This window comes from Labrys methylaminiphilus subsp. lupini (genome assembly GCF_051161885.1).
Taxonomy (GTDB): Bacteria; Pseudomonadota; Alphaproteobacteria; order Rhizobiales; family Labraceae; genus Labrys.
In genome coordinates this window covers 2,159,298-2,173,449 of sequence record NZ_JBMDIH010000001.1, presented here as the reverse complement: position 1 = coordinate 2,173,449, position 14,152 = coordinate 2,159,298, and the positions used below count along the sequence as shown (strand labels likewise).

The 14,152-nt window shown below is 63.0% G+C and carries 11 protein-coding genes; 5 read left to right on the top strand and 6 right to left on the bottom strand.

Features of this window, described 5'->3' with window-relative positions:
- Positions 1–70: 70 nt before the first annotated feature.
- Positions 71–1,444, bottom strand: a complete 1,374-nt coding sequence (locus ACN6KF_RS10245) for a sigma-54-dependent transcriptional regulator (protein ID WP_434956745.1) — start codon at positions 1,442–1,444, stop codon at positions 71–73.
- Between the two features lie 271 nt (positions 1,445–1,715).
- A complete protein-coding gene (locus ACN6KF_RS10240) occupies positions 1,716–3,545 on the bottom strand; it encodes a sensor histidine kinase (RefSeq protein WP_434956744.1) in 1,830 nt (609 codons plus the stop codon).
- A gap of 246 nt (positions 3,546–3,791) precedes the next feature.
- Here ACN6KF_RS10240 and ACN6KF_RS10235 point away from each other — a divergent pair, with 246 nt between their 5' ends.
- A complete protein-coding gene (locus tag ACN6KF_RS10235; RefSeq protein WP_434956743.1) occupies positions 3,792–5,114 on the top strand; it encodes a dicarboxylate/amino acid:cation symporter in 1,323 nt (440 codons plus the stop codon).
- Positions 5,115–5,210: 96 nt separating this feature from the next.
- Here the strand turns inward: ACN6KF_RS10235 and ACN6KF_RS10230 are convergent, their stop codons facing one another.
- Complete coding sequence (locus ACN6KF_RS10230; RefSeq protein WP_434956742.1) at positions 5,211–6,269, bottom strand: Ntn hydrolase family protein; 1,059 nt, start codon at positions 6,267–6,269, stop codon at positions 5,211–5,213.
- A 433-nt stretch (positions 6,270–6,702) separates the two neighbouring features.
- Between ACN6KF_RS10230 and ACN6KF_RS10225 the strand changes: the two genes are divergently transcribed.
- Entirely contained in the window at positions 6,703–8,037 is a 1,335-nt protein-coding gene (locus ACN6KF_RS10225) for an OmpP1/FadL family transporter (protein WP_434956741.1), read from the top strand.
- Positions 8,038–8,193: 156 nt separating this feature from the next.
- On the opposite strand, the gene ACN6KF_RS10220 is transcribed toward ACN6KF_RS10225, so the two are convergent.
- On the bottom strand, positions 8,194–9,042 hold the full coding sequence (locus tag ACN6KF_RS10220; RefSeq protein ID WP_434956740.1) for a fumarylacetoacetate hydrolase family protein: 849 nt from the start codon (positions 9,040–9,042) through the stop codon (positions 8,194–8,196).
- A 511-nt stretch (positions 9,043–9,553) separates the two neighbouring features.
- Positions 9,554–9,979 carry a DUF2852 domain-containing protein gene (locus tag ACN6KF_RS10215; RefSeq protein ID WP_434956739.1) on the bottom strand — a complete coding sequence of 142 codons (426 nt, stop codon included), beginning with the start codon at positions 9,977–9,979 and terminating at the stop codon, positions 9,554–9,556.
- 238 nt (positions 9,980–10,217) lie between these two features.
- Here ACN6KF_RS10215 and ACN6KF_RS10210 point away from each other — a divergent pair, with 238 nt between their 5' ends.
- From ACN6KF_RS10210 to ACN6KF_RS10200, 3 genes are all read left to right on the top strand, one after another.
- On the top strand, positions 10,218–11,078 hold the full coding sequence (locus ACN6KF_RS10210; RefSeq protein ID WP_434956738.1) for an undecaprenyl-diphosphate phosphatase: 861 nt from the start codon (positions 10,218–10,220) through the stop codon (positions 11,076–11,078).
- A 298-nt stretch (positions 11,079–11,376) separates the two neighbouring features.
- Positions 11,377–12,192, top strand: a complete 816-nt coding sequence (locus ACN6KF_RS10205; protein ID WP_434956737.1) for a UDP-2,3-diacylglucosamine diphosphatase — start codon at positions 11,377–11,379, stop codon at positions 12,190–12,192.
- A 9-nt stretch (positions 12,193–12,201) separates the two neighbouring features.
- Entirely contained in the window at positions 12,202–13,266 is a 1,065-nt protein-coding gene (locus ACN6KF_RS10200) for a glycosyltransferase family 4 protein (RefSeq protein ID WP_434956736.1), read from the top strand.
- Positions 13,267–13,373: 107 nt separating this feature from the next.
- Here the strand turns inward: ACN6KF_RS10200 and ACN6KF_RS10195 are convergent, their stop codons facing one another.
- Positions 13,374–14,015, bottom strand: a complete 642-nt coding sequence (locus ACN6KF_RS10195; RefSeq protein ID WP_434956735.1) for a LysE family translocator — start codon at positions 14,013–14,015, stop codon at positions 13,374–13,376.
- Positions 14,016–14,152: the final 137 nt, after the last annotated feature.

Here is a 14,152-nt window from a genome sequence, read left to right as displayed (position 1 = left end):
ATCGACCCTCCAATCTGGTGCCACCACCCAAAGTTAGCGCCTATGGGCAAGATGCCCATGTACCTGGAGACTACGGTTCACCCACCTCGAAGCTCGCACGGTTGATGCCATATTTCGTCAGCTTGTCGTAGAAGGTCTTGCGCGGGATGCCGAGGGTTTCGAGGCTGGCTCGGACATCGCCCCTGTGCTGGATGAGAGCCTCGCGAATGAGGTCGGCCTCGTAACGCTCCAGCCGTTCGGGCAGGGAGGCGCTTTCGCTCGCGGCCGAAGCCGGGGCGCCCCTTCCGGTCCTCGCGAGATCGATCTCGGCCAGGCCCAGCGCCACCCTTTCGGCGAAATGCACGATCTCGCGCACATTGCCCGGCCAGTCATGGCTGGCGAGGTGCTGGCGCATGGCCGGCGTCAGCATCGGCGCCTCGCGCTGGAAGCGCCGGCAGGCCCGGTCGAGATAGACGGCGAACAGCAGGGGGACGTCCTCGCGCCGTTCGCGCAGTGGCGGCAGGCGCAAGGTCACCACATTGAGGCGATGGAACAGGTCCTCGCGGAAGCTTCCCCGGTGCGCGGGGGACCCGAGGTCGCTCTTAGCGGCGGCGACTACGCGCAGGTCGACCTGCCGGGCCGTGTTGGAGCCGAGCGGGGTGATCTCGCGCTGCTCCAAAACGCGCAGCAGGCGGGCCTGGGCGCTGAGCGGCATGCTCTCGATCTCGTCCAGGAACAAGGTGCCGCCGCTCGAATGCTCGATCAGGCCGACGCGCTTCTTCAACGCGCCGGTGAAGGCGCCGCTCTCATGGCCGAACAGCTCGCTTTCCAGCACCGTCTCGGGCAAGGCGCCGCAATTGAGGGCGACCAGACGCCCGCTGCGCCGGCGGCCGAGATGGTGGAGCTGGTCGGCCACCAATTCCTTGCCGGTGCCGGTTTCGCCCACGATCATCACGTCGACATCGGCATCGGCCACGGCTCTCAGCGTTTCACGCAGGCGCTCCATCGCGGGGGCATCGCCGAGCAGAGGCGAGGGGGCGTGGGCCTCTTCCGCCGCTTGGCGCAGACGCCGGTTCTCCATCACCAGCGCCCGCTTTTCGGTGGCGCGCCTCACGCTCTGGATCAACCTGTCGGAGGCGAAGGGCTTGGGCAGGAAATCATAGGCTCCCTCGCGCATTGCCTCGACGGCGGTGGCGATGTCGCCATGGCCGGTGATCATGATCACCGGCAGGTCGGGATCGCGGGCGCGCAGCGTGCGGAACAACTCCATGCCGTCAATACGCGGCATGCGCAGATCGGTGATCACCACACCCGGAAAGCGTTCGTCGATGGCCTTGAGGGCTGCGACGGCGGATTCGAACAGGAAAGGCTCGAAACCGGCAAGCCGCAGCGTCTGCGCATTGGCTTCGCGCAGGACGGCGTCGTCGTCGACGAAAGCAACGGGTGGGGGAGAAGGCGAGGTCATAGGGAGGTATCCCCGATCGGCGTATCGGATGCGGCCGCAATGGGTTGGCTTGGCGGAATGAAACGCGACCAGCCTTCTCCACGAAGTGGGGACGGTGCCCAAACAAAGTTTGGGCGGATGGGGTGCGGGCCGCTAGCACCACGAATCCGGCTAGGTCGCGATAGCGGGCCACACCTCATCCGTCGGCGCTTCGCGCCGCCACCCTCCCCACTTCGTGGAGAAGGCTGGTCGCACCTAGCCTCAAGCGCGATATGTGGCGTCAATCGATCACTCATCCTTCTTTCTCCGCGCGCTTCAGTGTCACCAGGAAGCGGCAGCCCTGGCCCGGCTGGCTTTCGACCTCGAGGCGGCCGCCGAATTCCTCCACGATATCTTTGGAAATCACCAGGCCGAGGCCAAGACCGCCAGGCTTGGTGGTGGTGAAGGGCGTGAATAGGGCGGCCGTCACCTCTGGTGCGAGTCCGGGGCCGTTGTCGGAGACGGAAAGCCGGACCAGCTCTCCTTCGCCGGTTATGCCGATATGGATAGCCTGGTCAGGTTGCTCTTCCATTGCTTCCAGGGCGTTCTGGAGGAGATTGACCAGTACCTGCTCGAGCCGCACGCGATTGGCTGCCACCCGCAGACCGTCCACAACCGGATCGACCTCGATCTCGGCGCCCTGGCGCCGAGCCCGGATGCCGACCAGCAAAAGCGCACCATCGAGCACGTCGCGCAGGGCGACGGGACCGATATCACCGCTGGCCTTGCGGGCGAAGCGGCGCAATTGCGCGATGATGTCGGCGATCTTCTCGGTCAGCCCGGCAATGGTCGCAAGGTTCTGGCGCGCCGGCACCGGTTCGCTGCGATCAAGAAAGATGGCGGCGTTGTCGGCGAAACTGCGTATGGCGGCGACCGGCTGGTTCACCTCATGGGCCAGGCCGGCCGTGATCTGGCCGAGCAAGGCAAGGCGATTGGCCTGCGTGAGTTCGTCTCGCGCGGTTTGCAGCTTGGCCTCGACCTTGCGGCGTTCGTCGATCTCAGCGGAGAGGAGAGCGTTGCTCTGGCTGAGGTCGAGCGTGCGCGCCTCGACGCGATGCTCCAGTTCGATCTGGGCCTCAGTGAGTTCGGCAGTGCGCGCGATCGCGCGCTGGCGCCGGTGCAGGAGAATACCGAGCAGAACCAACGTGGCGCCGACCAAGGCGAAGGTGATGGAGCGCAAGGTTGCGGCACCCGCGGCGAGGGCGCGCGCGGCCGGCTGGAGCAGATGCAGCTGCCAATTCGTTGAAGGAACCTCGCTTACGCTGGCAAGATGCAGCCCGCTGCCGCGCAGGGAGACGAAGTCCGCGCCCGGCGTGGCCTGGCCGCGCCGGATCGGCAGTACGGCCAGTGGCGAGTCGCCGAATTGCAGCGAAGTGCGAATGTTCGCTGCTTCCTCGGCGGGGATTGAAGCCTGCGCCATGAAACGCCATTCCGGTTGGCTGGTCAGCAGCACGATGCCGCGAGGGTCGGTGACGTAGACGATGGCGCCTGAGCGATGCCAGTCCTCCTCCACCGAGAAGAACTCCACCTTGACCACGATCACGCCCTGCATGCCGCCCGGCCCTTCGATGCGGCGGGCGATGTAGAGGCCGGGGCGCTGACTGACCGTGCCGAGGGCGAAGTGCTCGGTGTCTCCCTTGGCCACTGCCTCGGTGAAATAGGGGCGGAAAGCGTAATTGGTTCCGACGAAACTGATGTCCTCTTTCCAGTTGGAAGAGGCGATCGCCAGGCCCGTGCGGTCGATCAGATAGATCACGGCCGAGCGCGCGCCGGCATTCAGGCTTTCGAGCTTGGCATTCATGGCGCCAATATGGGACGCATCCGGCGCGCTCAGGGTGGCGAGCACATCAGGATCACGCGACAGCACCAGGGAGAGCGTGCGCTGCTTTTCCAGTTCGCTGCGCAGCACGGCGATATCCAGCGTAGCGTTGCCGACGGCCTGGGCCCTGAGTGCCTCGGCCGCCTGGCGCGTGCCGTAATTGCCGGCGAACCAGACGGCGAGCGCCAGGCTTACCAGGCTCAGGCCGGCAAAAATCAGCCATTCGATCCGTCGCCTCTGCCGTCTTTGTGTTGCTCCGCTCATCGGTCTCCTGCTGCCATCGTTCACAGTCAAGCATGTGCGGAAATCCGCACATGGGCAAGGCCGCTGTGCGGACCTCCGCTCAGGGTGCTCTGGCGATGCCACTGGACGCGAACTATGAAATCAAGCAATATCAATAGCATAAGATCTTGGCACGAGACTTGCTGTCTATTGAGCAGCCGCTAGCAGAATGCGGCGTCGAGGAAACCTTTGGGCCAGGCCGCTTGCCGAGGCCCCACGGAGGAACAGATGATCTCCCTCAGCGAGATGCCCAAGGCGGAAGCTCCGCGCAAGCGCCCTTTCTATGCAAACCTCTACTTCCAGGTCCTTGTCGCGATCGCGCTGGGTATCCTGCTCGGTCATTTCTACCCCGATCTCGGCAAGTCTCTGAAGCCGCTGGGTGACGCCTTCATCAAGCTGGTGAAGATGGTGATCACCCCGGTGATCGCTCTCACCGTGATCACCGGCATTGCCGGCATGAGCGATCTCAAGAAGCTCGGCCGCGTCGTCGGCAAGGCCTTCATCTATTTTCTTACCTTCTCCACCCTGGCCCTGATCATCGGCCTGCTGGTCGGCAATATCGTGCAGCCGGGCGCGGGTCTGAACATCAATCCGGCCACGCTGGATCCCAAGGCGGTGGCGGATTATGCCGCCAAGGCGCATGACCAGACCATCACCGGCTTCCTGATGAACATCATCCCCAACAACCCGATCAGCGCGCTGGCGGGTGGGGACGTGTTGCAGGTGCTGTTCTTCTCGGTGGTGTTCGGTATTGCGCTGGCCCAGATCGGCAGTGCAGCCGAACCGCTGATGGTCGTGCTGAACTCGGTCTCGCGGGGCATGTTCCGGCTGGTCGCCATCCTGATGAAGGCCGCGCCCATCGGTGCCTTCGGCGCCATGGCCTTCACCATCGGCGCTTATGGCATCGGCTCGGTCGCCAATCTCCTGATGCTGATCGGCACCTTCTATCTGACCTCGCTGCTTTTCGTACTGGTCGTGTTGGGTACGGTCGCCTGGTATAACGGCTTCTCGATCCTCGCCTTGATCCGCTACATCAAGGAAGAACTGCTGCTGGTGCTCGGCACTTCCTCTTCCGAAGCAGCTCTCCCCAGCTTGATGGACAAGATGGAGCGGGCCGGCTGCCGCAAGTCGGTGGTGGGCATCGTCATTCCCACCGGCTATTCCTTCAACCTCGACGGCACTAACATCTACATGACCCTGGCGGCGCTGTTCATCGCGCAGGCCACGGGTATCCAGCTGAGCTGGGGCGACCAGATCCTGCTGCTCCTCGTTGCCATGCTGAGCTCGAAGGGCGCGGCCGGCATCACCGGCGCCGGCTTCATTACCCTGGCGGCGACGCTGGCCGTGGTGCCCGCCGTTCCGGTTGCCGGCATGGCGCTCATCCTCGGCATCGACCGCTTCATGTCCGAATGCCGCGCGCTCACCAACCTGGTCGGCAATGCCGTCGCCACCATCGTGGTGGCCCGCTGGGAGGGCGAACTCGACAAGGCCCAGCTCGCGGCTGCGCTGAGCGGCGACGACGTACCGCAAACGGTGGCCGCCGCGGCCTGAGATTGGTCGATCGACAAGACAGGAAAGGGGCGGGCCTGTGGTCCGCCCTTTTTTATGACGAAGACGCTGCGCGTTCGTTCGTCACGGGATGGGTCTTCAGACCTGCAATTCCAGGTCTGCCGTGACAGGGGTGGCGTCGCTGCGATCGAGTGTTGCTTCATAGCCGCGCACACGCAGGCTGCCCTGGCGAGCGTCGGCTTCGACGGCAAGGCGGGTGATGGCGTTGCGCAGGGGCGGCTCCACCCAGGCAAAGGGCGCCATGGCCCGGCCGGCATGTGCAGCGATCGCCAGGCGGCGGCTGGGACTGTCGCTTTCGGACAGCGCACCATTGTTCCAGCTGGGCGCGTTGGCCCAATCATTGGCGGCCGCCACTGGGCCGGACTGGGTGACGAAAGCCTCTGGTCTGCGTTCGATCACGCAAGTCTCGGCAGGCGAAAGGCCGGTCAGCGTGAAGATTGTCTCGGCGGCGATCGGTATGCGTTCCAGCAGGTCCCGCGCGGTGGCGAAATCGGGAGCCTCCTCGAAGGTGCGTCGGAGCAGGTGCATGGCGGGCATCAGGCCACGCCGCACACCGGACAGATCCGGCACGGTGGCGCCGCTGGCGCTTGCCGCGCCGGCCGGCGCTGGGCCCTTGTTGATCGAGGCGGCAAAGCGGCCTGGCGCCAAGCCCGTCAGCACGCCCACGGCGCCCGGCCAGGTCACATTGAGGAACTCACCAGCGGGACCACGCTGCCGCACGACTTCGACAAAACGGCCGAGGCCGTCAAAATCCCAATCGAGCGTCCGTAGCAGCCGGGCGCTGCGTCCGTCCGGCGCCGCCGCTGCCAGCGTGGTGCAGCCCCATTCATAGGCTGCGTTGATCAAGAAAGCGCCCGGCATCGGCAGGAGCGCGGCGATCGTCTCGATCTCGCCGACATAGGGCGAGGGGCTGGCGAGCAGCCAAGCGCGTGCCGCATGGTCGAGCAGATCCACCTCGCCATGGGCGGCGGCCGGGATCGAGACCAGACAGGATCGAAGCAAGCCCCGCATCGCTTCCGGGCGAGCCCGGGCATGGGCGACGGGACCGCCCTCGCGCGCGTCGAAAATCGGAATGGGTGCAAGCGTTGCCCGCTTGCTTTCCGGCAGGCCGGCGCGTGGGAAAGGGATGACGCTCATGGGTCCCCCTGAGAACGATCGCCGAAAGTATTCAGGCTTTCGCAGGCATTGTCATCCGGCAATCTTGTTTACCGGGCTTCAAAGCGCCGCGACCGCAAATAGAGCGGCCGCCGCCAGGCGGCGGTCGGGAGGATCTTGCATGGGTAAGGTTTTGTACCTGGTAAACCATGTCTCGATCTTGAGTTGACGTAAAAACCCACTGTTACAGGAACGCAACAACCTTGCTGAATTGAGACGTCGGCGTGACAGAATCGCGATGAAACGGTGGCGTTGGCCGTTACGAAGGGGTCAATATTCTGGTACGAAGAATCATGAGTTCTAATGAGCCGTCCGCAAGCAGTGCTTACTTGCTTGTGGTCTGACAAAAGCAAAAGACGGCTGAGATTACACAGCCAGACCTGCCCTAACGGCGGGTAATGATATGGGGGAACGAATGCAAAGAAAGACCCAACTCGCATTCCTGCTCATGGCCGGCATTTCGCTTACGGCGAGCCAGGCCTATGCCGGTTCCTTCGCCCTACGCGAGCAGAGCACGATTGGTCTTGGCCAGGGCTTTGCAGGTGTCGCGGCAGGATCTGGCGGTCTCAGCTCCATGTATTGGAACCCCGCCACGATGACCGCCATCCCCGGCTGGCAGTCCCAGTGGTCGGTGAGCGGCATTTTCCCTCAGGCTGAAATCACGCCGACTTTTGTCGGTTTGCCCACCCCTTTGTGGCGGGGTACCAGCACGGGCGACATCGGACAGGACGGCATCTTGGCGGCGGGTTATACGTCCTACCAGGTCAATGACAGGCTCTGGATCGGCCTTGCCACCAACACGCCCTTCGGCCTGGTCACCAAGAACCCTTTCAATTCACCGGGACAGGTCTATGCCCGTACCTCGAAGGTGATCTCCTTCGACGTCAATCCGACCATCGCCTACAAGGTGACGGACTGGCTCTCGGTCGGCCTCGGCTTTCAGGCCATGTATTTCAAGACGCGCCTCACACAAGCTGCTCCGTTTCCGGGGCAACCACCTGGCAGCGCGACCCTTCCGGGCGCGCCAACCGCCTCCATCGAGGGGGATAGCTGGGGCTACGGTTTGACTGCGGGTCTCACCATCACGCCGGTCGACGGCACCCAGATCGGCATTGGCTATCGTTCGGCGGTCAAGCAGGATCTCGAGGGAACCCTCAGAAATCCCGGTGCCTCCGCGCCGATCTTGCGCCAGATGCGGGTCAAGGCCGATCTAACCTTGCCTGATCAGATTACCGTCGGCATTACACAGAGGGTGACACCCGAACTCACGCTTTCTGCGGGTTTCGAGTGGACGAATTGGAGCCGTTTCGGTGTGATTCCCGTCGTCGCGACGTCGGGACCCGCGGCTGGCCGCCCGGTGACGACTCTGCCATTCAAATATGACGATGGCTACTACGTGTCGGCCGGTGGTGAGTATGCCTGGAGCCCTGAACTGACGTTGCGCGCCGGTCTCGGCTACGAATGGTCGCCGATTTCGGACACTAATCGCGACCTGCGCCTGCCGGACAGCGACCGCATCCATGCCTCGATCGGTCTGGGCTACAAGATCAACAACAAGCTCTCGGTCGACCTCGCTTATTCGCATCTGTTCGCGCTGAATGGCGATGTCAAACTCGATGCCCGCAACCCCCATTATTCGGGATTGCCTTATTTCGGCAAAGTTGATGCCTCGGTTGACATCGTCTCGGCTGGCTTGACCTATCGCTGGGATGATCCGAGCGAACCCAACCGGCCGGGTATCTTCAAGTAAGATACGGGGACGCCAACAAAAAGCCTTCGCGCAGGGTCCGACCGGCGCGAAGGCTTTTTTGCATCGTGCTGCAGTTTACGGCTTTGACATCCCGGCACCCTTCGTCTTGTCGGGCAGCGAAGGGCGCCGGGCATTTCTTCTAGCGGTTGAAAAGTCTCAGGCGCTCCAGGCCACGGTGGTCTGGCGCTGATCGCCGAGCTTCTCGATGCCGAGCGTCATGACATTACCGGGCTTGAGGTAGCGTGGCGGCTTCATGCCCATGCCGACGCCCGGAGGCGTGCCGGTGGTGATGACGTCGCCGGGTTCCAGGATCAGGAACTGCGAGATGTAGTGCACGATGTGGGCGACACCGAAGATCATCGTCTTGGTCGAGCCGGTCTGCACACGCTGGCCGTCGACATCGAGCCACATCGAAAGGTTCTGCACGTCGCCGACCTCGTCGGGCGTGACCAGCCAGGGGCCGAGCGGACCGAAGGTCGGGCAGCCCTTGCCCTTCATCCATTGGCCGGAGCGCTCGATCTGATAGGCGCGCTCGGAGACGTCGTTGCAGACGGCATAGCCGGCGACGTAGGAGAGGGCATCCTTCTCCTCGACATAGGAAGCACGGCTGCCGATGATGATGGCAAGCTCCACTTCCCAGTCCGTCTTCTCCGAGCCGCGCGGAATGACGACATCGTCATTGGGGCCGACCACGCAGGACGGTGCCTTGTTGAACAGCACCGGCTCCTGGGGGATCGGCATGTTGCTCTCGGCGGCGTGGTCGGCATAGTTCAGGCCGACTGCGATGAAGTTGCCGGGCTGGCCGACGCAGGAGCCCAGGCGAGGATTGCCGGTGACTTCCGGCAGCGAGGCTGGCGAGAGAGGGGCGATCCGGGCCAAAGACTGTGGAGACAGGGCATCGCCCTTCCAATCGGCGATATGCGCCGACAAGTCCCTGATCTTGCCATCCGCATCGATCAGGCCGGGCTTTTCCGAGCCCGGCTTGCCATACCGTACCAGCTTCATAGTGGAGTCCTTTGGTCGAGAGCTGCAGCCCTTCGGGCTGTCCTTGAAATCATCGATCATGAAGGCCGGTCTGTATCGGGCGTGCACCCTCGACCGGCCGGGGCGGATCATGCCCGAACGAGGGGACCTATCGCAAGTATTGTCTGAGAAATGCGCGTGATTGTTTCACGGGTGCGCTGGCGTCTTGCCCACTCTTCCTTCTTCCAATGGTGCCCTTCCAAGAGCAGGCTTCCAGCCTATGAGCGCTAACTTTGGGTGGTGGCACCAGATTGGAGGGTCGATCTCCAGATCGACCATCTTGGAAATGTCGAGCCAGATAGAGGACAAAGGCGGTCGATCTCGCTCCATCAATTGATGGAGCTGTGGAGATCGACCCTCCACGCTACCTGCGCCTCCATTCGCAAAAGTTAGCGCCTATGGGCAAGATGCCTGCGCACCCGGCAATAAGAAAGCCCGCGCAGAGCGAGCTGCGCGGGCCTCGTCATTATTCGTGGAAAGGACGCCTGGCCTATCAGGCGGAATGGCTGTCGCCGCCGTTGCGAGCGGTGTTGCGCTCGGCCATGAAGCGATCGAACTCTTCCTTGTCGCGGGCGCGGCGCAGATTGGTGACGAATTCGCCGAAGGCGCGGCCTTCTTCCTCGAGGCGTCGACGTTCCTCTTCCAGGCGTCGCAGCGTCTCGCGGCGATAGTCGTCGAAAGCGGCATTGCCCGTGGCTGACCAGCCATGGCCGGCATAGCTACGCTGATCGCGGCCAAAACCGGCGAATTCGGCCTTGGCCCGCTCGAAGCCCTCACGTACCTTTTCCCTAGGGAAACGGTCGCCCCAGATGAAATAGGCCAGCGCCGCCAGGCCGAGCGGCCACCAGATCAGAAACCCGGCGATCACCGCCACGACATGCAGCGGATGCCAGCGGCCACGTGTAGAACAAGAGGTCATTATCCTCTCCCATGTTGCAACCCAGCAATCGAGCAATTGGGGGTGGCGAGGGGCGGCTTCAAGGGTACAAGCCGAAGTTGTGTCCGATTTAATCTTGGCGATCGTCGCAGCCGCGACGGCCCCGTCCCATTTATTGCCTGGCAAATTCATTTGGCGGCGATGGTCTGCCGCAAAGTTGCCGCGATCGAAAGCTCTGTGGGAGTGCGTGCTGGGCCGGGCGCAATCCTTGAGGTGTGGAATGAGTGGCGCTTGCACCGAAGGCGTCGACACAGGCTTTATGACTTTGGGGGTGGCAAAGGTCGCTTTCCTCGGCGTCGTCCAGGGTATCACCGAGCTGATGCCGATTTCCTCGACGGCCCATATGAGACTGGTGCCGGCCCTTCTTGGTTGGCAGGATCCGGGATCAGCCTTCTCCGCGGCCATGCAACTTGCGGCCTTGTGCGCCGTGGTCTGTTATTTCTGGGGGGATATCGGATCGATCACCAGCGGATCGCTGGCGGCCGTGCGGACAGGGGATTGGATGTCCCCGAAATTTCGCCTGGCGGTGGGCGTGGTGCTGGGCACTATCCCGATCGTGGTGGCTGGCTTGCTGCTTGCGCCACTTCTCAACCGGTGCGACAGCCCCTTGCGCGCCCTGCCGGTGATCGGTTTTGCCTGCCTTGTCATGGGCGGCCTGCTCGCCGCGGCGGAACTCATGGCCCGTCATGAGCGCAGGGTCGAAGACATGCGGTTGTGCGATGCCCTGATCGTCGGGCTTGCGCAGGTCGGCGCGCTGATCCCCGGTGTGTCCCGGTCCGGATCGACCCTGACCGCCTCGCTGTTTCGCGGCTTCTCGCGGGAGGAGGCCGCGCGCTTTTCCTTCCTTCTCGGCATTCCCGCCATTGCCTTGGCCGGCCTGCACGAAATCACCACGCTTTTGCGGGCTCACCTCTCCACGGAGGGCTGGCTAATCTTGCTGGTCGGCCTGGTGGTCGGAACGATTTCGTCCTTCGCGGCCCTGTGGGGGCTGATGCGTATCCTCGAGCGCTTTTCGACCTGGCCTTTCACCATCTACCGCATCTTGCTCGGTGCCGTCGTGCTGTGGGTCGCCTATCACTAGAGTAGGGGGCGTTCATGAGTGAACGCTTGTTTGCTCTAGTTCTTTGTTTCGGAGCGTCTATGCCATTTGAGGTGATTCAGCCTCCGCGCAAGACGCCGTAAGAGAAAAGGGGACGAAAGAGCATCGATGTCCCATCGGACATATCGCCTGTCATAAAACCATGAACTGAATCGTGTTTGTGACAATCAGGATGCGTCGTCGATTTCGCTGATGTCTGCAGCAAAGCGCATCAAAGCAAGCGCTCTATGTTCTCTTGCTTGTTTCGACGATACGTTTTGGGCCGGTTGAGGATGGTGCCATGAACAGCGAAAGCGAAGGCACGCGCTATCGAGCGCTCTTTATCTCGGATGTGCATCTTGGGACGCGTGGTTGTCAGGCCGATATGCTGCTCGACTTCCTGCGCGCCTATGACGCCGAGACGATCTATCTGGTCGGCGACATTGTCGACGCCTGGCAGCTGAAAAGTGGTTGGTACTGGCCGCAGGCGCATAACGATGTGGTGCAGAAGCTGCTGCGCAAGGCCCGCAAGGGCGCGCGCATGGTCTATATTCCCGGTAATCACGACGAGTTCCTGCGTGATTTCCCCGGGCATCATTTCGGTGGCATCGAGGTGATCGAGCAGACGGTGCACGTGGCTGCTGACGGCAAGCGCTATCTGGTGATGCATGGCGATGCCTTCGACGTGGTGGTGCGCCACGCCAAGTGGCTGGCCTTGCTCGGCGACTGGGCCTATGTCACGGCCTTGGGTGTCAATACCTGGCTGAACGCCATTCGCCGGCGCCTCGGCCTGTCCTATTGGTCGCTGTCCGCCTGGGCCAAGCTCAAGGTGAAGAACGCCGTCAGTTTCATCGGCCATTTCGAAGAGACCCTGGCCAAGGAAGCCAAGCGGCTGAACTGCGATGGGGTCATCTGCGGCCACATCCATCACGCCACGCTACGCGATCTCGATGGCGTCACCTACATCAACTCCGGCGATTGGGTCGAAAGCTGCACGGCTATCGTCGAGCATTTCGATGGTCGTTTCGAACTGGTGCGCTGGAGCGAACTCGTTCGTCAGGCCAACAAGCCGCCGGAACTCCAAGGCGAGACGCTGGTCCCTCAGCGTGCCGCCTGAGCCGGTCCCGTGAAGATCCTGATTGCCACCGACGCCTGGCGCCCGCAGGTCAACGGCGTTGTCCGGTCCCTGGAACAGACGGCTGCGGCAGCCTCGCGTCAGGGCGTTGAGATAGAATTCCTGGCGCCGGACCGCTTCTGGTCGGTGCCGATGCCCTCCTATCCGGAGATTCGGCTTGCCATGCCGCCGCTCGGCGCCATCGAAAGGCATATCGAGGCCGAGAAGCCGGACTATGTCCATATCGCCACCGAGGGGCCGATCGGCCTGCTCACCCGCCGGGTCTGCCTGAAGAAGGGCCGCCCCTTCACCACCAGCTATCACACCCGTTTTCCTGAATATCTCGCCGCACGTGTCCCGGTGCCGCTCGACTGGAGCTATCGTTGGATCCGGCGTTTCCACAATGCCGGAGCGGGTACCATGGTTTCCACCCCGGCCCTGGAGCGTGAACTGGCGGGTCGCGGCTTCAAGCGGCTGATGCGCTGGTCGCGAGGGGTCGATGCGGGATTGTACAGGCCCAGGCCCGTGCGCGTTTTCGACCTGCCCGGACCCATCTTCCTCTATGTCGGGCGGGTTGCGGTCGAGAAGAATATCGAGGCCTTTCTCGGTCTCGAGCTGCCTGGTTCGAAAGTGGTGGTGGGGAGCGGCCCGGCCTTGGAGATGCTGCGCTCACACTATCCGGACGTGCACTTCGCCGGCATGCTGGAGGGAGAGGACCTGGCGAAGGCCTATGCTTCGGCGGATGTCTTCGTGTTTCCGAGCCTGACCGACACATTCGGCATCGTCCTGCTCGAAGCGATGGCCAGCGGCCTGCCGGTGGCAGCCTTTCCGGTGACGGGGCCGATCGACGTGATCAGCACCAGCAAAACGGGTATCCTCGACAACGACCTCGCTCGGGCGGCGCTGGCATGCCTCGAGCTCAAGCCCGCCGATGCGCGTGCAGAGGCACTGAAATATTCCTGGGACGCTTGCGCCCGCCAATTCGTCGCCAATGTGGTGGAGGCCTGCGGCCGGGCCAAGACCACGCCTGCGCCGTCCGGAGCTGTCAAGCAAGGGCAGACCAGGCTGCCGGCCTGATCCCAAGGCCGGTAATAACGGCCAGCATTGAGCTCGCAATGATGGGCCAGCAAGTCAAATTCAATGCAGATTGGTCGCGGCCACGACCCCATCCGAATCGCAACAGCTCATACCCGCGACAGCAGCAGGCGGATACCGGCGAAGCCGAAGAACAGCGCCAGCGTGGCTTCGATCCAGCGCCGCGCCCTCTGATAGAGGCGAACCATGGGCCGGGCGGAAAAGATCAGGGCATAACCGCCGAAGGTGGTCAGTCCAATCACCGCACAGCCGGCGATGATCGCCAAGGCTGTATGCCCAGGGGCGTCCGACTTGAGGCCGAGCGACATGATGGCGATCCAGGCAAGGATCGACTTCGGATTGGTCAGATGCAGCATCAGGCCACGCCAATAGAGCTGGCGATAATCGATCGGGCCACGTTCTTGCCTTGCCTCGTCCTGGCCGGCCTTGAGGGCGGAACGAGCCGATTTGATCGCCAGATAGAGGAGATAGAGGCCGCCGCCGATCTTGATGGCGGTGAGGGCATTGGCATAGGCGGCGAGAAGGGTGGAAACACCGGTGGCCGCCAGCACGGCCCAGATCATCGAGCCCGTCATGATGCCGGCCGCCAGCACCAGCGCCGGCAGACGCCCCCGTCCCATGGCCACGCCCATGATGGCCATGTTGCTCGGACCGGGGCTGGCTACCGCGATGGTGTAGACCATGTAGACGGCGAGCAAGGCATGGAATTGATGAAACAGGGCGTCAGCCATCGGGAACGTCTCACTGAAACGCCAGGCTTTTGGCGGGTTGGCAAATAATTGACTGACAATAGCGGTACAAGGCTTCCGCGCAAGCGCGGGTTCGGCGCGGCAGCAATGTCGTCGACCCAAGGAAAAAGGCCCCGAAA

Bases quoted from the DNA above. Each gene is read 5' to 3' on its own strand.
- ACN6KF_RS10245 (WP_434956745.1), bottom strand. From the start codon at position 1,444: ATGACCTCGCCTTCTCCCCCACCCGTTGCTTTCGTCGACGACGACGCC.
- ACN6KF_RS10240 (WP_434956744.1), bottom strand. From the start codon at position 3,545: ATGAGCGGAGCAACACAAAGACGGCAGAGGCGACGGATCGAATGGCTG.
- ACN6KF_RS10235 (WP_434956743.1), top strand. From the start codon at position 3,792: ATGATCTCCCTCAGCGAGATGCCCAAGGCGGAAGCTCCGCGCAAGCGC.
- ACN6KF_RS10225 (WP_434956741.1), top strand. From the start codon at position 6,703: ATGCAAAGAAAGACCCAACTCGCATTCCTGCTCATGGCCGGCATTTCG.
- ACN6KF_RS10210 (WP_434956738.1), top strand. From the start codon at position 10,218: ATGAGTGGCGCTTGCACCGAAGGCGTCGACACAGGCTTTATGACTTTG.
- ACN6KF_RS10230 (WP_434956742.1), bottom strand. From the start codon at position 6,269: ATGAGCGTCATCCCTTTCCCACGCGCCGGCCTGCCGGAAAGCAAGCGG.
- ACN6KF_RS10195 (WP_434956735.1), bottom strand. From the start codon at position 14,015: ATGGCTGACGCCCTGTTTCATCAATTCCATGCCTTGCTCGCCGTCTAC.
- ACN6KF_RS10220 (WP_434956740.1), bottom strand. From the start codon at position 9,042: ATGAAGCTGGTACGGTATGGCAAGCCGGGCTCGGAAAAGCCCGGCCTG.
- ACN6KF_RS10205 (WP_434956737.1), top strand. From the start codon at position 11,377: ATGAACAGCGAAAGCGAAGGCACGCGCTATCGAGCGCTCTTTATCTCG.
- ACN6KF_RS10215 (WP_434956739.1), bottom strand. From the start codon at position 9,979: ATGACCTCTTGTTCTACACGTGGCCGCTGGCATCCGCTGCATGTCGTG.